Origin of the sequence: Halovenus salina (genome assembly GCF_026410925.1) — an archaeon.
Lineage (GTDB): Archaea > Halobacteriota > Halobacteria > Halobacteriales > Haloarculaceae > Halovenus > Halovenus salina.
The window spans coordinates 1,566,049-1,584,945 of sequence record NZ_CP112972.1 but is presented as its reverse complement, the minus strand read 5'-3'; the positions used below and the strand labels follow the sequence as shown (position 1 = coordinate 1,584,945).

The 18,897-nt window shown below is 62.5% G+C and carries 16 protein-coding genes; 6 read left to right on the top strand and 10 right to left on the bottom strand.

Annotation, left to right across the window (positions count from 1 at the left end; genetic code table 11):
- Positions 1-268: 268 nt before the first annotated feature.
- The 4 genes from OSC37_RS08015 to OSC37_RS08000 form a co-directional block, all read right to left on the bottom strand.
- Positions 269-1,483, bottom strand: a complete 1,215-nt coding sequence (locus OSC37_RS08015) for an outer membrane protein assembly factor BamB family protein (protein ID WP_267164064.1) — start codon at positions 1,481-1,483, stop codon at positions 269-271.
- A gap of 76 nt (positions 1,484-1,559) precedes the next feature.
- A complete protein-coding gene (locus tag OSC37_RS08010) occupies positions 1,560-1,775 on the bottom strand; it encodes a hypothetical protein (protein WP_267164063.1) in 216 nt (71 codons plus the stop codon).
- Positions 1,776-1,822: 47 nt separating this feature from the next.
- Positions 1,823-5,065 (bottom strand): isoleucine--tRNA ligase, encoded by a 3,243-nt coding sequence (gene ileS / locus OSC37_RS08005; RefSeq protein ID WP_267164062.1) that lies wholly within the window; start codon positions 5,063-5,065, stop codon positions 1,823-1,825.
- A 49-nt stretch (positions 5,066-5,114) separates the two neighbouring features.
- Positions 5,115-7,076, bottom strand: a complete 1,962-nt coding sequence (locus OSC37_RS08000; RefSeq protein WP_267164061.1) for an outer membrane protein assembly factor BamB family protein — start codon at positions 7,074-7,076, stop codon at positions 5,115-5,117.
- 84 nt (positions 7,077-7,160) lie between these two features.
- Here OSC37_RS08000 and OSC37_RS19145 point away from each other — a divergent pair, with 84 nt between their 5' ends.
- Complete coding sequence (locus tag OSC37_RS19145) at positions 7,161-7,280, top strand: DUF7859 family protein (RefSeq protein WP_438267595.1); 120 nt, start codon at positions 7,161-7,163, stop codon at positions 7,278-7,280.
- A gap of 192 nt (positions 7,281-7,472) precedes the next feature.
- Positions 7,473-8,828 carry an ABC transporter substrate-binding protein gene (locus tag OSC37_RS07995; protein WP_267164060.1) on the top strand — a complete coding sequence of 452 codons (1,356 nt, stop codon included), beginning with the start codon at positions 7,473-7,475 and terminating at the stop codon, positions 8,826-8,828.
- Between the two features lie 77 nt (positions 8,829-8,905).
- On the opposite strand, the gene OSC37_RS07990 is transcribed toward OSC37_RS07995, so the two are convergent.
- The 4 genes from OSC37_RS07990 to OSC37_RS07975 are packed head-to-tail and all read right to left on the bottom strand — an operon-like array spanning position 8,906 to position 13,023.
- Positions 8,906-9,706: an ABC transporter ATP-binding protein gene (locus tag OSC37_RS07990; protein ID WP_267164059.1), complete on the bottom strand. Its 801-nt coding sequence runs from the start codon at positions 9,704-9,706 to the stop codon at positions 8,906-8,908.
- Positions 9,703-10,533, bottom strand: coding sequence for an ABC transporter ATP-binding protein (locus tag OSC37_RS07985; protein WP_267164058.1), 831 nt, complete (start codon positions 10,531-10,533; stop codon positions 9,703-9,705). Before OSC37_RS07985 ends, OSC37_RS07990 begins: the two co-directional genes overlap by 4 nt.
- Positions 10,526-11,869, bottom strand: a complete 1,344-nt coding sequence (locus OSC37_RS07980) for a branched-chain amino acid ABC transporter permease (protein WP_267164057.1) — start codon at positions 11,867-11,869, stop codon at positions 10,526-10,528. Before OSC37_RS07980 ends, OSC37_RS07985 begins: the two co-directional genes overlap by 8 nt.
- Positions 11,866-13,023 carry a branched-chain amino acid ABC transporter permease gene (locus OSC37_RS07975; protein WP_267164056.1) on the bottom strand — a complete coding sequence of 386 codons (1,158 nt, stop codon included), beginning with the start codon at positions 13,021-13,023 and terminating at the stop codon, positions 11,866-11,868. The genes OSC37_RS07980 and OSC37_RS07975 overlap by 4 nt, the downstream gene beginning before the upstream one ends.
- A 137-nt stretch (positions 13,024-13,160) precedes the next feature.
- Here OSC37_RS07975 and OSC37_RS07970 point away from each other — a divergent pair, with 137 nt between their 5' ends.
- The 3 genes from OSC37_RS07970 to OSC37_RS07960 are packed head-to-tail and all read left to right on the top strand — an operon-like array spanning position 13,161 to position 16,143.
- Positions 13,161-15,422, top strand: a complete 2,262-nt coding sequence (locus OSC37_RS07970) for a methyl-accepting chemotaxis protein (RefSeq protein ID WP_267164055.1) — start codon at positions 13,161-13,163, stop codon at positions 15,420-15,422.
- A gap of 39 nt (positions 15,423-15,461) precedes the next feature.
- Positions 15,462-15,596, top strand: a complete 135-nt coding sequence (locus OSC37_RS07965; protein WP_267164054.1) for a hypothetical protein — start codon at positions 15,462-15,464, stop codon at positions 15,594-15,596.
- Positions 15,597-15,639: 43 nt separating this feature from the next.
- Entirely contained in the window at positions 15,640-16,143 is a 504-nt protein-coding gene (locus OSC37_RS07960) for a hypothetical protein (protein WP_267164053.1), read from the top strand.
- Between the two features lies 1 nt (position 16,144).
- Here the strand turns inward: OSC37_RS07960 and OSC37_RS07955 are convergent, their stop codons facing one another.
- Both OSC37_RS07955 and OSC37_RS07950 read right to left on the bottom strand, forming a co-directional pair.
- The gene (locus OSC37_RS07955) at positions 16,145-17,605 is read right to left on the bottom strand and encodes an RtcB family protein (protein WP_267164052.1); all 1,461 of its coding nucleotides are present in this window, start codon (positions 17,603-17,605) and stop codon (positions 16,145-16,147) included.
- Between the two features lie 82 nt (positions 17,606-17,687).
- A complete protein-coding gene (locus OSC37_RS07950; protein ID WP_267164051.1) occupies positions 17,688-18,011 on the bottom strand; it encodes a hypothetical protein in 324 nt (107 codons plus the stop codon).
- 98 nt (positions 18,012-18,109) lie between these two features.
- Between OSC37_RS07950 and OSC37_RS07945 the strand changes: the two genes are divergently transcribed.
- Positions 18,110-18,895, top strand: a complete 786-nt coding sequence (locus tag OSC37_RS07945; RefSeq protein ID WP_267164050.1) for a GIDE domain-containing protein — start codon at positions 18,110-18,112, stop codon at positions 18,893-18,895.
- Positions 18,896-18,897: the final 2 nt, after the last annotated feature.

Genomic DNA, 18,897 nt, shown 5'->3' with positions numbered 1-18,897 from the left:
ATGCAGACGAGCGGCCGGGTTACCCTGGCAGCCCGATTACCGTACGCCGCGGGAACTGTGTCCCGAAACTGGCGCGATTACGCTGTAAAGCGTGTAAAACGTTTAAAAAATGTGAAAATAGTGGGACGAATGGAGAAGACACTCACTGCCTGTGCGCTGGGCGCGGTGAGACGGTGGCCCGGCGAGTTCATATCTATACACTCTGCGTAGAGGGATATAACGTTTGTGTTGTGAAGTAGCGCAGATTGCCGACGGTGTCTGTCGCCGTTCAGCTCTTCGGCGGCAAATCACCGAGCGCGGCGACACCGTCGACCGTGTTACTCAGAAAATACACCGCGCCGTCGGCGATAGCCGTTGGCCCCAGTGTCGGGTCGAAGGACTTGCCGACGGAGTGATACCACCGCGTCGAGCCGTCGGCGCGGTCGAACGCGGCGACACAGGGCCATCTGGTGTCGAATTCGTCGGAGGTGACGGAGACGACGACGGTCTTGTTGCCGATACAGATGCTGTCGGCAGTCGCAAGCGGCTCGACCGACGCCTGCCACCGGCGGCTCCCGTCGGCCACGGAGATGGCGAATAACCCGTCAGGGGAGAGAACAAACGCGGTCTCCTCGGCGACCGCGAGCGCCCGTATCCCGCGTAGCGTCCGCTCCTCTCCTGTGAGGTCGAGTAGCACCTCAGGGTTCGCGCCCGCGTGGTCGTACCGTTTGAGTTTCCCGCCGTCGCTGATGAAGACACCAGCCGACGTGACGACGGGCGGTGTCTCGGCCTCGGTGAGTTCGGTCTCCCAGTCCTGTGTCCCACCGTCGAGGCTGTATCGCCGGAGCACAGACGTTTCGTCCTCGCGGTAGCCAGCTGCGTAGACGCGTCCCTCTCGTATCGCCGCCGGCACCGAGTACAACGAGACGCGCAACTGTGCCGTCCACTCGGTGTCACCCGTCGCTACGTCGAGGGCCACGAGACCGCCCTGTTCACGGCGCCGGAACGGGACAAGCACGACCTCGTCGTCAGGGTCGGCCGTCGCTGGCCCGGCTGCGACCCCGTCGATGTTCGTTTCCCACAGCTTCTCACCGTCTTCGCGTGCGAATGCGACCACGCGCCCGGTCACGCCGAGTATCAGGGCGTCGTCGGTCACCGCGGGGGCGGTGGCGTCTCCGGTTTCGGCATCGAGGTCGACGCTCCAGCGCGTCTCGCCGGTCCGAGCGTCGAGTGCGTCCACCTGCGTTGCAACCGAGAAGACGGTGTCGTCGGCCACGAGTGGGGGTATCTCCCAGGCGTCGCCGTTTTCCCAGGCTGGTGTCCCGCGGTCGGGGACTGTGACCGCGGAGACGCCGGTGTTGGCGGCGTCGTGTGCGACCTGCTGCCAGCTGCCAGTCGGCGTCTCCGAAAGCGACCGGCCCGGCCCGTCGTCGAGACAGCCGGCCAGTGCTGTCGTCCCGATGCCGACGGCACAGGCCAACGTCCGTCTGCGCGTCCACTCCATACCCCAGATATCTGGAGATCTCACTTACAGGCCTCGTCCCTGTTTCACTGCGAGAAACTGCGTCTGCGGTGTCGTGTTATTCGCTAAAGGAGGCGTCGTATCGGCGATAGACAACGACGAAGCCAAGAAAGACTGCGAGCGCTCCCAGTGCGACTCCTGCGCCCTCAGCGTAGGGGAGTCCAGTACCGCCGACCGCTTGCCCGGCGGCACCGCCGCCGACCATCATCGCGAGAATCACGCCGAGTCCGAGGACGAATCGGGTAACGACGTTCGCTTCGACCGGATTTGTCATACTGCAGGCTTACGGTACGGCGTGGCATAAGTGCTCCCCTCCCGGTTTCAGGCCGTCTGCTCGCTCAGCGGCCGGATTGCGATTTCCATCTCGACGCCTTCGACGGTCCAGCTCTCGCGGTGGCCGTCCTCGATTGTGCCGAACGAAGCGGCTCTGACCTCCTCGCCGATGAGGCCCTCGTGGTTCCGGACCAGCGCGGCCACACGGTCGTCTTTTACGTCGAGGTCGACCTGAATCTCCTCCTCGATGTCGAGGTCGAGGTCCTTGCGCATCTCCTGGACCCGGCGGATGACCTCGCGGGCGTACCCCTCGCTCTCGATATCTTCGGTGAGGTCGGTGTCGACGTAGACAACGCCAGTCCCGTCGAGTACCTCGAACTCGGTCGCGGAGACACCCTCAGGGGTCTCGGTGACGACCTCCACCATCTCGTCTGTCAGCTCTACGTCCATCCCCGTCTCGGCTTCGACGGCCGCTTCGAGCGCGTCGAGTGTCGGCTCGTCGACGCGTGCCCCGTTGAGCGCGTTCATTACGGGGCCAGCGTCCTCGCCGAAGGCGGGGCCGAGCTTCGACATGTCCGCGGTCGCGGAGTAACGAATCTCGCCCCACTCGTCGTCAGGGCCGAGCACCCGCACGTCACGCGTGTTGAGCCGCTCGGAAACAAGGTCGGTCTGTGCCTCGACTGCCTCGGCCAGCCGCTCGCTGCCCGTGTCGATGACGACCTCCGGAACGGGCCAGCGCAGCTTACGTTCGGCCTGTTGGCGAGCGTTCGAGCCGGCCTCCTCGACCGCGCGGACGGCCGTAATCTCAGCTTCGAGCTCGCTGTCCTGGAGTTTCTCCTCGGGATCTGGCCAGTCGGCCATGTGTACCGTCGGATGGCCCGCGTCACCGGTGAGTGCGCCGTACAGTTCCTCGGCGACCAGCGGCGCGAACGGGGCCATCATCGTCACCGTCTCCTCGAGGACGCGGTACAGCGTCGCGTAGGCTGCACGTTTCGAGGGGGAGTCGGCCTCGTCCCACATGCGCTCGCGGACAACCTGGACGTAGAACCGAGACACGTCCTCGACGATGAACTCAAGCAGCGCCTCGACGGCATGGTCGTTGGCAAACTCTTCCAACTCCTCGGTGACCGTCTCGGCGGTCGTCGCGAGCCGCGAGAGAATCCACTCGTCGACCAGTTCGAGGTCGTCTTCGACCGCTTCGACGCTCGTCTCGGCCGGACTGAAGCCGTCTGCCTCCATATACGGCAGCGGGAAGCGGACGACGTTCCAGAGGATGTTGAGCTGGCGTTGCATCTTCTCAGTCCCCTCCCACGAGAACTGCATGTCCTCGCCGCGGGGGTTAACCGACAGCAGGAACAGCCGGAGCGGGTCGACCCCGTGTTTGTCGATGACGTCGTGGGGGTCGATGCGGATGTCCTTTGATTTCGACATTGCGCGGCCATCTGGCATCAGCGCGTGGCCGTGCATCAGGAGGTTATTATAAGGAACCTGGTCGACTGAGACCGTTCCCATCCCGAGCTGTGACCAGAACCAGCCACGGGTCTGGTCGTGTGCCTCGATGACGAGGTCGGCCGGCCAGAGCTCGTCGTGCTGGCTCTTGTCGCTGGGGTAGCCAAGCGTTCCCCAGGAGGCGACCGAGGAGTCGAGCCAGACGTCGAATACGTCGGGAACTCGTTCGTAGACGACGCCCTCTTCCGTGATGGTGAGGTCGTCGACGGTGCCCTTGTGGAGGTCGACCGTCTCGGGATCGATATCCTGGTCGACGCGCTCGGTGAGTTCCTCGCGGGTGGGGACGACAATGGCGTCGTCCATCTCGCCGCTCCAGGTCAGACTCTCGCCGTCTGTGGTCTCCGTCGGTAGCCAGATTGGGATGGGAATGCCCCAGTAGCGCTGGCGGGAGACGTTCCAGTCCGGGGCCTCCTCGACGAAATCCCGGAAGCGGTTGTCCCGTGCCCACTCCGGGTACCAGTTGCTGTCCTCGATGTTGTCCAGCAGGTCCGCTTTCACGTCGGTGACGGTGATGAACCACTGGTCTGTGACCATCTGGACGATGCCGGTGTCACACCGCCAGCAGTGGCCGTAGCTGTGCTGGGTTTCGTCCGCGTGGAGCATCCGACCCTCAGCTTCGAGGTCGGCGATGATGTCGTCGTTTGCGTCGCGGACGAACTGTCCCGCGTATCTGCCGGCGGCCTCGGTGTAGACGCCATCGCTTCCGACCGGACAGAACGCTTCCAGGCCGAGTTCCTGGCCGCGGGCGAAGTCCTCTTCACCGTGGCCGGGCGCGGAGTGGACCAGCCCTGTCCGGTCTGCCTCGACGTAGTCGGCGGCGTAGACCTGACAGGCTCCCTCAAAGTCAGGGTGGTCTGGAACCTCTTCGGCGAGTGGGTGGTCGTACGCCCAGCCGACCATCTCCTCGCCGGTCGCCTCCTCGACGATTTCGTAGTCCTCGTAGCCGCCCTGCTCGATGACCTCCTCGACGCAAGCCTCGGCGACCCACAGGACCTCCTCGGTCCCATCTGGCGTGCTTGCGCGAACAGCCTGATACGTCAGTTCACCATCGACCGCGACGAACGTGTTCGCGGGAATCGTCCACGGCGTCGTCGTCCAGATGACGAGTGACCCCTCTCGCTCGGAGAGGTCGAATTTCACGTAGATCGAGGGGTCGTGAACGTCCTCGTACTCGACTTCGTTGTTCGCGATGGCGGTCTCACACCGGGGACACTGCGTAATCGAGCGCTGACCCTGTTCGACGAGCCCGCGGTCGTTTGCCTCGGCGAACCCCCACCAGGCGGCCTCCATGTACTCGGGGTCGATTGTCCGGTACGGGTCCTCCCAGTCCATCCAGACACCCATCGACTTGAAATCCTCCGTGAGCTGCTCCAGGCTGTCCTGGGCGAACTCGCGGCAGTCGTCGACGAAGTTGTCGACGCCGTAGTTTTCGATGTCTTTCTTGTTCTCGAAGTCGAGTTCCTCCTCGACCTTTGTCTCGATTGGCAGGCCGTGCATATCGTAGCCCGGCCGGTCGTAGACATCGTGACCCTGCATCCGCTTGAACCGGATGTAACAGTCCTTGAGACTCTTGTTCAGGGCGTGGCCCATGTGCGCCGAACCGGAGGTGTAGGGGGGACCATCGAGGAAGTAGTATGGCTCCTCGTCGGCACGGTGCTCTCTCGTCCGTTCGTAGGCGTCGACGGCGTCCCAGTGGTCGAAAACACGGTTCTCGACCGCGTCGGGGTCGTACTGGTTGCCGACCTCGCCGAACCGGCGTTCGTCCGCTGTATCCTCGCTCATATGTGTGCTAACAGTTCGCCGGGATTAAAGGAGAATCGATTGTCCCGGGTCAGGGCTCTGTCAGCGCATAGAGGTTCCCGTCGTTGCTCCCGACGAACACCCTGTTCGAGACGACTGCTGGCGAGGAGACAACCTCGTCACCGGTCTCGAAGCGCCAGCGAACGGTCCCCTCCGTCGCGTCCAGCGCGTAGACGGTCCCGTTAGTGCTGCCGACGTAGACGGTATCCGAGGCAACCGCGGGCGAGGAGACGACCACCCCGCCGGTATCGTACTCCCACCGTTGCTCGCCCTGCTCGCTGTCGACGGCGTAGACGTAGCCGTCGTTACAGCCAACGTAGACGGTCCCGCCTGCGTGGTCTGTGACAGCGGGCGAGGAGATAATCGGCTCGTCTGCCTCGAAGCGCCACCGTTGTTCGCCTTCTTGACTGTCGACTGCCAGTAATTCGCCGTTGGCGTTGCCAGCGTAGACGCTGTCGCCGTCGATGGCCGGTGAAGAGTTGACCGTCGCGTCGCTCTCGAACAGCCAGCGGGTGCTCCCGTCGGTTGCGTCGAGGGCGACGATTCCGGTAGTCCGCTCTTCCCAGCCCGTCTCGGGGGAGGAACGGGTAAGTACGCTGGCGTACAGCGTCTCCCCGGCGGCGGCACCGGCAAGGCCAGTCATCGAGACGGTATCGGTCTCCCATCTGAGTTCGCCGCCGGTGTCGAGGGCGTGCACCCCTTGGTTGCCAAAGACATACAGGCGGTCGTCGTGGACAGTCGGCGTTCTGACAGACGTATCAATCGTGTTATCCCGCCAGCGCTCGGTCCCCTCAGAGAGCGACTGTGCCGTAATAGCCGCCGACTCCCCCCGGGCGTTATCGGCAAAGTACACACTGCCGCCGTCGACTGTGGCCGTAATCGCACCGAAGGCACTGAGCGATGTGCGCCAGCGCTCGCTGCCGTCCTGGGTCGACAGGGCATACGACAACTCGCGGCCGTCGCTGATGAGGACCGCCTGGTCTGCGACGACCGGCGATGACTGTATCCGTTCGCCGAGGTTGACCGACCAGGCTTCTGTCACGCCGTCGGTCGGGCCGGCGTTTTGGGCTGCGTACCCCGTGTTCGCGGCGTCGAACCGGAACTGGGGGAACGCTCCGCCTCCGGACGCTCCCAGATACGCCGTCGTGGCCCAGGCACCGCTTGCGACGGCAGCAGCCCCAACTCCGACCCCAGCGAGGAGGGCACGCCGGCCGACCCTCGGGCCGCCCTCGTTGCCGGCGTCTGTCAGCGGCTCCCCGTTGAGTGGCGCGCCGGTGCTGTCGCTGTCGTCGCTCGGCGGCTTGGGCGACTCGTGGCTCTCGAATAGGAGCGCGCGTTTGAACGCGTACGGTGAGTCATACCGGTCCTCTGGGTCCGTAGCGAGCGCAGTCTCGACGACGCTGACAAACTCCGGAGGTGCGCTGTCGGCGAGCGATTCGATTCCGCCGTCTGACGACTGTGCCGTCACCGCGTAGTACGCCAGCCGGCCGAGCTGAACAACCGGGTCGCTGTCGGTGGCTCCTGTTGGCCAGTCGAGTGTCGCGCCGTCTTCGGTAACGCGCACGTTGGCTGGCGCGATAGTACCCGGAGTGTGGCCGGCGGCTGCGTGCCGGAGGGCTTCGGCCAGGTCGCTGAGGACTGCCCGCGTCTGTTCGACTGACAGCGGGGCGGCCTCAGAGAGGGGAGTTCCTGCCGTGGTGGCCGCGAGCCACGGCCGTGGCTCGTCTCCCTGCTCGTAGACGGTGCTGATACCGTGGTGTGTGTCGAGTGCTTCCCAGGTATCGAGGCGGTCGCGGACTGCCGTCTGGTCCTGTGGCGCGGCATCCGACACCGTGGTGATGAGACGGACGTTCTCGGGACCATCCACGAGGCGTGCGGTGTAAACCTGTACAGCGCCGGTTTCGCCGCGGAGGTCGGCGCTCTCGACGCCCGGCGCACTGCGGGGGAAGTCGGTGGCATCGTCTGCCATCGCTCGGTAGTACTGGCCGGGCATACAAATACGACAGGACACACTGACCTCAGGCTGTCTGGCAGGTGTCCCCGAAAGCTCTTTTGCCCTGCCAGTAAATGTGCGTGTATGAACACGGTCATCGTCGTCTCGGTTCTCGCGCTCATTCTCCTGTTCGTCTTTTTCGTCTTCCTTCTGATACGGCGGAGTGCACAGGGGTTCAAAGAAGGAATGGAACAAGGGCGCTGACGACACTTTGCGCTGTTGCCTCCGATATCAGCTGTTCTATCAGGCGCTGCTGTGTCAAAATCACCATATTTGTTACACTCCCTGTCCGGGGTAGTGGTCCCTTCAGCCAGTATGGTTCTGACGCGAACGATTGAATTCCGGTCGATTTTACAATAGGTTTTATTAAACCCGGTGTGCTATACCCTTTCAGGCATGCGCAAAAAACGAAGACGTGACATACTCAAAGGCATCGGGGCGACAGGAGCTATCGGCTTGGCAGGCTGTATCGGCGGCGGCGACGACGGCGACGACGGCGACGATGGAGAGGACGGCGGCGACGGCGGCGACGGCGGTGACGGCGGCGACGGCGGCGACGGTGGCGACGGCGGTGACGGCGGCGATGGTGGAGACGGTGGCGACGGCGGAGGCGAGGTTGAGGCCCGCGAAATCAGGTACGGCGTGTTGATGCCAGAAACCGGCGACCTCGGCTCACTCGGTACGCCGATCGGTGACGGTGCCGAACTCGTCGGCCGACAGCTCGGAAGCGAGACCGACTTCAGCTTCGATGTCGGTACCAGCGACACCCAGACCGACCCCCAGACCGGTATCAGCGAGGCCAACTCGCTGGTCGACGCTGGATACCCTGCCGTGGTCGGCTCGGCCTCTTCGAACGTCAACCTCCAGGTGACCCGCCAGTCGTTCATCCCGAACGAGGTCGTCGGCATCTCGCCGTCCTCGACCGCGCCGGCAGTCAGCAACCTCGACGACAACGGCTACATCTTCAGGACGGCGCCGTCGGACGCGCTCCAGGGCCCGGTCATCGCCCAGGTCGCAGTCGAGGAGTTCGACGCCAGCACCGTCTCGACGATGTTCCTCAACGACAACTACGGGCAGGCACTCGAAGAGGCGTTCGTCGAGGCATTCCGAAACGAACACGACGGCGAGGCCCTCGAACGGGTCTCCTTCGAGCCAGAGCAGCCGTCGTACTCCTCACAGCTCGATACGGCCATGAATGCCGACCCCGACTTCCTGTGGATTGTCGGATTCCCACAGTCGGGTATCCAGCTGTTCCGTGACTTCTATAACGGATTCAGTGAGGACTTCCCGATTATCGTTCCCGACGGCCTCATCGACGACACGCTCCCAGGCGAGGTCGGCAATCCGATGACCAACGTCTGGGGTACTGCCCCGGCGGCTGGCGGTGCCGGCGCAGAGCGCTTCGCCGAACTCTACCAGGAGGAGTGGGACCGCGAACCGGGCGTCTTCAACGCCCACGCCTACGACGCCGCCGCGTGTGTCGTCCTCGCCAACGCGATGGCCGGCGAGAACGACGGCACCGCCATCCGCGACAACATGCGTAACGTCGCAAACCCACCGGGAACGGAGATCACCGCAGACAACCTCGCCGAGGGGCTCGAGATGGCCGCCGCCGGCGAAGAAATCCAGTACACGGGCGCGTCCTCGGCCGTGGACTTCGACGACAACGGCGACATGAAAGCAGTCTCCTACGATGTCCTCCGATATCAGGACGGCGAGGCTCAGGTCCAGCGGACCATCGACTTCAGCTAGACCGACCACCTTTTTTTTTACACTGTGCGAACGAGTCGACAGCGGCTGTAGAAGTAGCGTTCTCGCCGGAAACGGAGTCAGCCGCCCAGGAACTGCTGGCGGACTTCCTCGTCGGCCAGCAGACGGTCGCCCGTATCGACGTAGCCGTTCTGGCCCTGCGCGAGGACGTACCCCCGGTCACACCGCCGCAGAGCCTCTTTCGCGTTCTGTTCGACCATCAGTATCGCCGTGCCGTCGTCGTTGATGCGGTCGATGCGGTCGAACATCTCCTCGACCAGGTCCGGCGCGAGTCCGGCAGAGGGCTCATCGAGTAACAGCAGATCCGGGTCGAGCATCAGCGCCCGACCCATCGCCACCATCTGGCGCTGACCGCCGGACATCGAGCCGGCTTTCTGGGATTTCCGCTCTTCGAGAATCGGGAACCGGTCGTAGACATCCTGGAGGCGGTCCTGTGGCACCTTGTCGAGGATGTACGCGCCCATCTCCAGGTTCTCCTGGACCGACAGCGTCGGGAAGATGTTGTCGTTCTGGGGGACGTAGCTGATTCCCTTGTAGATGATTTCCTCGGGGCGCAGACCGTGAATGTCCTCGTCGTCGAAGACGACTGTCCCGCCCATGTACGTCGTCAGCCCGAAGACCGATTTCATCACGGTCGATTTGCCCGCACCGTTGGGGCCGACGACGGTAACGTACTCGCCGTCGCCGACATCGAGGTCGACGTCTTCGAGAATCTGGAGGTCGCCGTAGCCGGCATCGAGGTCACGCACCTCGAGCAGTGACTCCTCGGGCGCAGCCGCGAGCGGGTCGGTCTTGGCTGAAACGTCTCCGTGTTCGTCTGCGGTCGACTCTTCTGCCGTCGGTGTCTCCTGTTCGCTCATATGTCCTCACCCAGATACGCCTCAATGACCTGTTCGTTGTCGCGAATCTCCTCGGGGTTGCCGTCGGCAAGAATCGACCCCTGGTGCATGACGATGACTCGTTCACACTCCTCCATAATGACATCCATGTCGTGTTCGACCAGCAGGAAGGTGTATCCGTCCTCCCGCAAGGAGTGGATGCGGTCGAGGAGTTTGTCTTCGAGGGTCGGATTGACGCCGGCCATCGGCTCGTCGAGCAACAGCATGTCCGGGTCGGTCATCATCGCCCGCGACAGCTCGAGCAGCTTCTGTTGGCCGCCCGAGAGGTTCCCCGCCTCCTCGTGGGCGAGGTGGTCGATCTCGAAGAACTCCAGTGTCTCCCAGACCTGTTCGCGTATCTCGGTCTCCTGTTCGATGACTCCCTTACGGACACCCGGGGTCACCGAACGCCACAGCTTCTCGCCTTGCTGTGCCTTGGGCGCGAGCATCAGATTCTCCAAGACCGTCATCTCCGAGAGTGCCCGCGCAATCTGGAAGGTACGGACGAGCCCGCGGTTTGCAATTTGTTCGGGGCGCATCCCGGTTACCTTCCTGCCCTGGAAGTACACTTCACCGTCGGTCGGCGTAAGCGCGCCGGTGATGCAGTTAAACGTCGTCGACTTGCCCGCGCCGTTGGGACCGATGAGTCCGGTGAGGGTTCCGGTCTTGACATCGAAACTCGCGTCGTCGACGGCGACGATGCCGCCAAACCGTTTTTCGAGCCCTTCCACCCGGAGCGGCGTTGCCGCCTCGTCGTCGGCCGCCCCCGAGGCGTCCTCTTCGGGGGGTGTCGTGGTTGCTTCACTCATTGGTATCCTCTCCTTTGTTGAGGTTGATTGCGGCAGCGGTTTCGCTCCGGTCACCGAGCACGCCGTTGGGGCGTTTCTGGACGATGATAATCAGCACGACGCCGAGTAACACGAACTGCAGTGGTGCGATGTTGTTGACGGCGTACGCCAGGAACGGGACGACATCGAGCTGTGCCAGCGGCGCGATTGCACCGTCGAAGGTATTAGGCGCATTGGCGATATCGAGCCGTGCGCTGATAATCGCACCCACCTGCCGGGGCCCCTCGAAGAGGAGGCCCACGAACAGAATCGAGCCGACAACACTGCCCGTATTCGAGCCGGAGCCGCCGATAATCAGCGCGATGAACGCGTAGAACGTGATAACCGGCCGGAAGGAGTTGGGGTTTGCAAAGCCCTGACTCCCCTGCCAGAGGATACCGGCAAGCCCCATCAACGCACAGCCGAGCATGAACACCTTGATTTTGAAACGGCGGGTGTCCTTGCCGAGTGACTGCGCGACGAGTTCGTCCTCACGGATGGCCTTGAGAACCCGTCCGAACGGGGACTGGCCGACACGACGAATCATCCAATAGACACCGACTAACACCAGCAACATCACCAACGACCAGATGAAGTCATTGAGGATTGAGCCACTGATGAGTGTCACCTCTTTGTTGCCGAACTCGAACAACAACATATCGATTCTGGGAACATCGACCGTGAACAGGTCGACGAGTGACTCGCCAAACGAGCTGTTGAAAATCGCGTCCGTTGGCCGGTCGGGGAGGTCCATTCCGCTCCCGCCGCCAGTGCCGGCCCCGAACGTATTCGTTGTCCACTGCGACAGCGTCCGGGAGCCGGCCGAGAGCCGAATAATCTCAGAGAGTCCCAGCGTGATAATCGCCAGGTAGTCCGCGTTCACCCGGAGTGCTGGAACCGCGGCGAGGAGGCCGACAAGTGCCGCCGCAATCATGCCTCCAAGGATGCCAATCGGCAACGGGAGGCCGAGTCCCTGTCCCGAGAGGGCGTTTGGCGACGTACTGAGCATCCCCATCGTGTAGATACCAACCGCCATAAAGCCCGCAACACCGATGTTGAACATGCCGGTGTATCCCCACTGGAGGTTCAACGCCAGCGTGAGCAACGCGTAGGCGGCAAAGAGGAATGTGATAGTCCGCCAGGCGCCGAAAATGGAGTTGACTGTTCCAAGTCCAAGCCCCTGTTCGAGCACGACGAGCACCGCGAACAGGCCGTACACGAACGCGACCGTCGCGAGCACGATACGGCGGTCGCTCTGTTCTATCCAGCCGACAAACCGGTCGCGAAGGCCGACCGACTCCGTCTGGCTGGCGGTCATGCGGTTGTCACCCCGCCGAAGATGCCCTCTGGCCGGTACAGCAAGACGAGAATCATAATCAGGAACGCGGCGGCGGCGTTGAAGTCAGAGGAAATCCAGATGAGCGAGACCTCGTGGACGAAGCCGATGACGAGGCCCCCGGCAATCGCGCCGTAGATGGAGCCGATACCACCGAGGATGACCCCCGCGAAGATGAAAAGCAACAGGAACCAGCCGACGTTGTAGCTCATCGTGCCACGTTCGAGCACGTACAGGAAGCCGGCGATGCCGGCGAGGCTGGCACCGAGTATCCAGGTCGCACGGACGATGCGCTCTGTCGGAATACCGGTGACGAGTGCGAGGTCTTTGTTGTCGGCCATCGCCCGCATCGCCTTCCCGAGCTTGGTCCGCTGGAGGAGGAGATGCATCCCGATCATCAATCCCAGTGCGACGACCAGCAGCGTCAGTTGGTGGAGATCGACCGTGATACCCGTTCCAAGGAAGTCACTCCGCTGGACGCCCTCGGTCCCCGTGACTCCTCGGGTCTGGGAGCCATAGACGAACTGAACCGTCGACCGAAGCGCCAGCGCGACACCAATCGAGGAGATGAGTAGCGGAATCCCACCTCTGTCGCGCATCGGTTTGTAAACAACGCGGTCGGCAAGTAAGGCGATTGCAGTCGTCGCGACCGCTGCGACGATGACGCCGATGAGGATTGCGAGCGGCGAGGCGACAATCGAGGCACCGATGTCGGTCGGACTGGCGCCGGTTCCCGACCGTACGAGCAACAGATAGCCCGTATCGCCGACGCCCCACCCGGCAATCAGGAGTGCAACCCCCCATCCGGTGAAGGCCCCGGTCGTGAACAGGTCACCGTGTGAGAAGTTCGCGAAGCTGAGAATACTGTACGTCATCGAGAGCCCGATACCCGCGAGTCCGAATATCAGGCCGACTATGGTTCCCGTCCAGATGCGCTCACCAACGGTACCCAACGCGATATCCCCCCCGAGTGTTCTGCCGCCAAACTCGACAAGCTCGACGCCCACTAGGCCGGCGAGCAGGTCGAACAACAACAGTGCGGCCGCTCCGAGTGCGAGCGTTAGCAGCACCCGCCCCCGGATTGCGTCGACCAGTGGCGTCTCAGAATCCTCGGAGAACAACTGGTAGCGTGCCATGCTGTTTGCTACATCATGTTCATCCTGTAAATAGTTCACGTTGTTGTGTGGAGTTACCTTGCTTCATTTTCTCTTCGCAAATCACTATCGGTGGGAATGCAGGTTAAATTAAAGTTGCATGGTACCAATCAACTTCCATGGAAGATGGAACGTCAACCGAGGATGATCGGTTGGGGCAGTCTGATACAGGGATGGGGCGTCTCATTCCATCTATGATCTCGGACAACTTACTGGCAAAGTTCGTCGTTGGGATCCTTCTCATCGTCTTTCTTATCGGGGCGATTGCACTGTTTTTCCAGACGAGTATCGCCGACGAGCTTGATTCACAGGTCTCGACACAGGTCGAGGAGACGGCGGGCCTTCATGCGGATATCTATACCGCCTGGCAGGGCAATCGGTTCAGCCACCTGGCAGGGGTTGCTGGGGACGAAGGGCTCGATGTCGACAACGAGCGGGTCCGGAGTGACCTGCTTACGCGGGGGCGTGACGACTCGGAGTACTTCGCACAGATTCATCTCGTCGACAGGGAAAGCGGAGAGGTGCTTGCGAGCTCTGCCGAGCAAGCAGTCGGGGAAAATCTCTTCGAGCGTGTCAACGAGACACTCGTCACGGAATCGAGTGAGTTCATTGCTCCATCCCGGTACACCTCGCCGACCGGTGAGACGGTCGTCGGTTTCGGCCGCCAGCGCCTGCTGGAACCGTCTCACGTCCTCATCGGTGAGGTGCCCGCAGATGGCGGCCCAGCGTTCGGCCAGACGATAGCGAACTCGCGGACGATTATCGCCAACCAGGACGGCGAGGCTGTGTTCGGACAGGAGGATGTTGATCCCGCCGTTGTCCAGCGCGAAGGGTCGAGCAGCGGGAACGCGACGGTGACCCAGACCGGCGGCGAGATTCACGGCAGCCAACCTATCGGCGACACGGGGTTGACCGTCGTCACGAGCAGCCCCGAGGGCGAAGCCTTCGCAATCAGAGACAGTGTCATCGAGAGTTTCGTTATCATGCTGGCGCTGGCGTTCGGGGTGTTGATTGTCGTCGGCGTGGTCGGGGGTCGCTCTATCACCAACTCGATTACGGCGCTCAACGACCGTGCAACAGAGATGGAAAACGGAAACCTGTCGGTCGAATTCGAGACCGCTCGGACCGACGAGATTGGCGAGCTGTACGCCGGCTTCGCCAGCATGCGCGACTCACTTCGTGAACGGATTACCGAGGCCGAGGAGGCCCTGTCAGAGGCCAACGACGCCCGGGAACGAGCCGAGGGTGCCCGCGAGCAGGCGGCCAATGCCCGCGAGGAGGCCGAAACGATAAACGAACAGATCGAGGCCTCGGCCGATAGCTACAGCGACGTGATGCGCAAGGCGGCCAACGGCAACCTCACTGTCCGGATGGAACCGGATAACGACAACGAGGCGATGGCGGCGATTGCACGCGACTTCAACGCGATGCTCAAGGAGTTCGAGGCCACGATTCAGGAGATTACCACATTCGCCACCGAGGTCGCGACCGAGAGCGAAGACGTCACCAACTCCAGCGAGGAGATTCGCGTCGCCAGCGAGGACGTGAGCCAGGCGATTCAGGAGATTTCGGATGGGGCGATGGAACAAAGCGACGAGCTCCAGGCGGTTACTGCCGAGATGAACGACCTGTCGGCCACCATCGAGGAGATTGCAGCGTCCTCGGACCAGGTTGCCTCGGTTGCAGAGGAGACCGCCGAGACGGGCCGAAAGGGACGCGAGGATGCACAGGCCGCAATCGACGGGATGGAGACGATTCGCGCCGAGTCACAGCGCGCTGTCGAGGAGATTGCACAGCTCGAAGACCAGGTCCAGCAGGTCGATGACCTAATTGCCAGGATGGCCGATATCGCCGAGCAGACCAGCATCCTGGCGCTGAACGCGAATATCGAGGCCGCTCGCGCAAGCGGTGACGGCGGCGACGGATTCGGTGTCGTCGCAAACGAGGTCAAGGCACTCTCTGAGGACGCTAAAGAAGCTGCAGACGAGGTCGAGCGCCGCCTCGAATCGATTCGCGGCCAGACACAGGAGTCCGCAGAAGCCGTCCAGACAGCCAGCGGCCACGTCGACGAGCACACCGAATCCGTCGAAAACGCCGCTGCCGCCTTCTCGGAGGTCGCGGAGTATGCCGCCGAGACCAGCGACGGTATCGCCGAAATATCAGCCGCAGCAGACGAGCAGGCAACCTCGACCGAGCGGGTCGTCGCCATGGTCGATGAGGTGGCCTCGATTGCTGAGCGGACGACAACCCAGGCAGAAAACACCGCCGCAACCGCCGAGCAACAGGCCGCCTCGATGAGCTCGGTCTCAAAGAATGTCACTGACCTCGCCGAGCAGGCGGCACAACTCTCGGAAACGCTCGAGGGATTCGAAACGAACTGACCCCGATACTATTTTCAAACGCCACCGCAAAACAACTGTATGAACGTCCCAGAACCGTTCGACCACCCGTCGTTTGCGACCGCGCTGGGAACTATCTCCGGCTATCTGTTGATTCTCGCTGTCATGACAGCGCTTCTCTTTCTCGTTCCCTACGGGCTTTTCCTAACGCTTTGAGCAGTCGAACCACATTTATCCGTCCGTCGAGTAGCCTCACTCGATGCGTCAGATCGGACCCCGTGGTATCTCCGAGGGTACCGGCGTCGCCGTCCTCGTCGTGTTGACCGTCGTCGCGACGGCCTCTGTCGGGATGACAGTGACCCTACTCGACGACGAGGAAAGCAACGAGTACGGTGCCGACTTCAGCTTCGACCACGCCGAGGAACTCAAACATCTGCTCATCTTCTACGACGAGGGCGACTCGTTGCGTGCTGGCAACCTCGTCGTCTCCGGACCACAGAACGAGGTGACGTGGGCACAAATCGAGGGTGTCGCACCCAACGCGACGGTCGAACCGAACAACCTTCCGACGCGACTGACCCCGGGCAACGCATACGGTGCTAAGGTCAACGAGGAGGACTTCATCGAAATTCGCTACTATCCGGAGAGACAGCGCAACGAAGATAGCGAAGACCCGTTCGCAGAGGCCGATGGAATTGTTCTGGCGACGTGGAACGAGCCCACGGAAGAGGAGGACGGTCCCATCCAGGCACCGGAGTCCTGAACTACCCTTTGATATTACAGACGGGATACGTGCGAGCGACGGTGTCGCCGATACCCAGCGCATCCGAGACGGCCACGACTTCGTCGACATCCTTGTAGACGCCAGGCGCCTCCTCGGCGACAGTCGCGCCACTTTCGGCCTTGACGTATATTTCGTTGTCCTCGCGCAGGTCGTCCATCACGTCCTCGCCCCAGTACTCGTTTTTCGCCTGGGTTCGTGACATGAGTCTACCGGCACCGTGGGCCGTCGAGCCGAAGGTCTCCGACAGCGAGTTCTCGCCGCCCCGGAGGACGTAGCTGCCTGCACCCATGCTCCCGGGGATGATGACGGGCTGGCCTACGTCACGGTAGGCCGGCGGCAGCTCCTGCCGTCCGGCGGGGAACGCCCGGGTTGCTCCCTTCCGGTGGACGAACAGCTCTTTGTCTTCGCCGTCGACATCGTGGACCTCTCTCTTTGCGATGTTGTGAGAGACATCGTACAGCAGCTCCATTTCCATCTCCTCCCAGGGGCGGTCGAAGACGCGCTCGAAGACCTGTCGAGTCTGGTGTGTGATGAGCTGGCGGTTCGTCCACGCGAAGTTGATGGCCGCACACATCGCGCCGTAGTAGTCCTCTGCGAGCTGCGAGCCGGCTGGGGCCGCGGCGAGTTCCTTGCTCGGCAACTCGTCGAGCAGCCCCTGGTGGGTCTGTTCAATCTCCCGGAGGTAGTCGGTACAGACCTGATGGCCAAACCCTCGCGACCCACAGTGGATGAGGACGACAATCTGGTCGTCCGAGAGCCCGAACTCCCGGGCCACGTCGTCGTGGTAGATGTCGGTCACGCGCTGGACTTCGAGAAAGTGATTGCCGCTGCCGAGACTGCCCGCCTGGTTGCGCCCGCGGTCTTTGGCCTTCTGTGAGACTTTCGCTGGGTCGGCCTCGGGCCGGAATCCTTCGTCTTCGCAGTGAGCGAGATCCGATTCGACGCCGTACCCCTCCTCGACGGCCCACTGGACGCCGCGTTCGAGAATCTCCTCGACGGGTGCGTTGTCGACGACGGCCCCGCCGCCGAGTCCGGTCGGGACGTTCGCGAACAGGCTGTTGACGAGTTCCGCCTCATGCCCCTTTATTTCATCATATTTCAAATTTGTTTTTAACATTCTTACGCCGCAATTAATATCATAGCCGACCGCTCCGGGGCTGATACAGCCGTTTTCGGCATCGAGGCCGGCGACGCCGCCGACGGGGAAGCCATACCCCTGGTGGGCGTCGGGCATGGCGATAGCGTACTTCTGGATGCCCGGCAGATGGGTGGTGTCACGGAGCTGTTGCAGACTCTTGTCGTCTGTAATCTCTTCAAGCAGTGTCTCGCTCGCGAGCACGCGCCCGGGAACGCGCATGTCGTCTTCCTGTGGAAGTTCCCAGACGTACTCTCGGACCTGTTTGAGGGTGAAATCGCCGGCGTCGAACGTCTTTTCGGTCATACAGAAGCGTCTGCGGCGAACGCTGAAAATGCTTCCGTGCGAGGGTCGGTCGTCGTGGTTCTTGTGAGTCGTTCCGCAGTAATCACGAGCAGTCCACTCGCCGCCAGGAGGGGGCCGCGGCGAGTGCATTGACTGCGGACTCGCTCTCGGCCCGGGTTGCGCCGTAGAACCGCTCGCGGGCCACCGGGGTCTGGAGACACAGCACGACCGTGTTACTCGTCACGCGATGGACTGTCAGGGTCCACGGGGTGGTTCCATGCTCCCAGCTGCTGTGGAGCGTCGCCTCCTCGTCGTCGACAACCCGCGACCCTAGCTCCCAGCTCAGACGCGTTGCGTGTGCGAGTTCGAAGGGAACAATCTCAGGAAGATGGAGACTGTCTGCGTTTCGACTGCTATGTGTACTCATGACAGTTCGCTCGTCGTCGAGAATCAAAAAACTCACTCATTCTGTGTTGTGGGAGAGCCACCGACAGAATTTATCGTCGGCCGCTCCTGCGGTCAGCTATGAGTCTGCCAACGCCAGTCTGGTACGGGCTTGTGTTCGTCCTCGTCGGCGGCCTCACTCTCGGATACGGCCTGTGGCACCTGCGGCCGGTCCTTCATATCCTCACGAACGACCCCATCGCGGTTCGTGACCTGGTCATGCACACCGGGCCGGCGGAGGTCGAAGGCCAGGCGCGCCCGACAGACGAGGATAGTACGGTCACCGCTCCGTTCTCCGACATCGAGTGTCTGGCTTGCACGTACGAGGCGGAGGAGCTCCGCTCCAGTGGAAAAAACAGCTACTGGAAGACGCTGGACGAGGGGGCCGTCGCGGTCCCGTTTCTCGTCGAGGATGAGACTGGCTCTGCGAGAGTCGACCCGACCGGGGCCACGCTGAAGTTCGACGAACAGGTCGTCACCGTCCCGGGCGGCGAGGAGCCGCCGGCGTCGATAGCCAAATACATCAACCGCACGGAGGATATCGAGACACAGCACGACGAGACCGTCAACCTCGTCGTGACCGAGATTTCGGTCGGTAACGACCAGCGATTTGTCGAGCGCCGTCTCGACGTCGAGGAGTCTGTCTACGTGTACGGCGATGTCGAACGCGCGTCCGCCGGCGAGTGGGGGAGTACCCTCGTCGACGCAGTCCTCACTCACGGCCAGACAGAGACGATGGTGGTCTCGGACACCTCCGAGCGCGGAACTGCCTGGCGACTGAGCAAACGACCGTTGCTGTTTGTCGTCGGTGGGCTGGTGGCGCTCGCTTTTGGACTGTTCCTGTCTGTGTCGTTCCTGCTGGGTTGAGG

Bases quoted from the DNA above. Each gene is read 5' to 3' on its own strand.
- OSC37_RS07945 (WP_267164050.1), top strand. From the start codon at position 18,110: ATGAGTCTGCCAACGCCAGTCTGGTACGGGCTTGTGTTCGTCCTCGTC.
- OSC37_RS07950 (WP_267164051.1), bottom strand. From the start codon at position 18,011: ATGAGTACACATAGCAGTCGAAACGCAGACAGTCTCCATCTTCCTGAG.
- OSC37_RS07955 (WP_267164052.1), bottom strand. From the start codon at position 17,605: ATGACCGAAAAGACGTTCGACGCCGGCGATTTCACCCTCAAACAGGTC.
- OSC37_RS07960 (WP_267164053.1), top strand. From the start codon at position 15,640: ATGCGTCAGATCGGACCCCGTGGTATCTCCGAGGGTACCGGCGTCGCC.
- OSC37_RS08000 (WP_267164061.1), bottom strand. From the start codon at position 7,076: ATGCCCGGCCAGTACTACCGAGCGATGGCAGACGATGCCACCGACTTC.
- OSC37_RS07985 (WP_267164058.1), bottom strand. From the start codon at position 10,533: ATGAGTGAAGCAACCACGACACCCCCCGAAGAGGACGCCTCGGGGGCG.
- OSC37_RS07990 (WP_267164059.1), bottom strand. From the start codon at position 9,706: ATGAGCGAACAGGAGACACCGACGGCAGAAGAGTCGACCGCAGACGAA.
- OSC37_RS19145 (WP_438267595.1), top strand. From the start codon at position 7,161: ATGAACACGGTCATCGTCGTCTCGGTTCTCGCGCTCATTCTCCTGTTC.
- OSC37_RS07965 (WP_267164054.1), top strand. From the start codon at position 15,462: ATGAACGTCCCAGAACCGTTCGACCACCCGTCGTTTGCGACCGCGCTG.
- OSC37_RS07970 (WP_267164055.1), top strand. From the start codon at position 13,161: ATGGAAGATGGAACGTCAACCGAGGATGATCGGTTGGGGCAGTCTGAT.
- OSC37_RS08015 (WP_267164064.1), bottom strand. From the start codon at position 1,483: ATGGAGTGGACGCGCAGACGGACGTTGGCCTGTGCCGTCGGCATCGGG.
- OSC37_RS08010 (WP_267164063.1), bottom strand. From the start codon at position 1,775: ATGACAAATCCGGTCGAAGCGAACGTCGTTACCCGATTCGTCCTCGGA.
- OSC37_RS07980 (WP_267164057.1), bottom strand. From the start codon at position 11,869: ATGACCGCCAGCCAGACGGAGTCGGTCGGCCTTCGCGACCGGTTTGTC.
- OSC37_RS07995 (WP_267164060.1), top strand. From the start codon at position 7,473: ATGCGCAAAAAACGAAGACGTGACATACTCAAAGGCATCGGGGCGACA.
- OSC37_RS07975 (WP_267164056.1), bottom strand. From the start codon at position 13,023: ATGGCACGCTACCAGTTGTTCTCCGAGGATTCTGAGACGCCACTGGTC.
- ileS (WP_267164062.1), bottom strand. From the start codon at position 5,065: ATGAGCGAGGATACAGCGGACGAACGCCGGTTCGGCGAGGTCGGCAAC.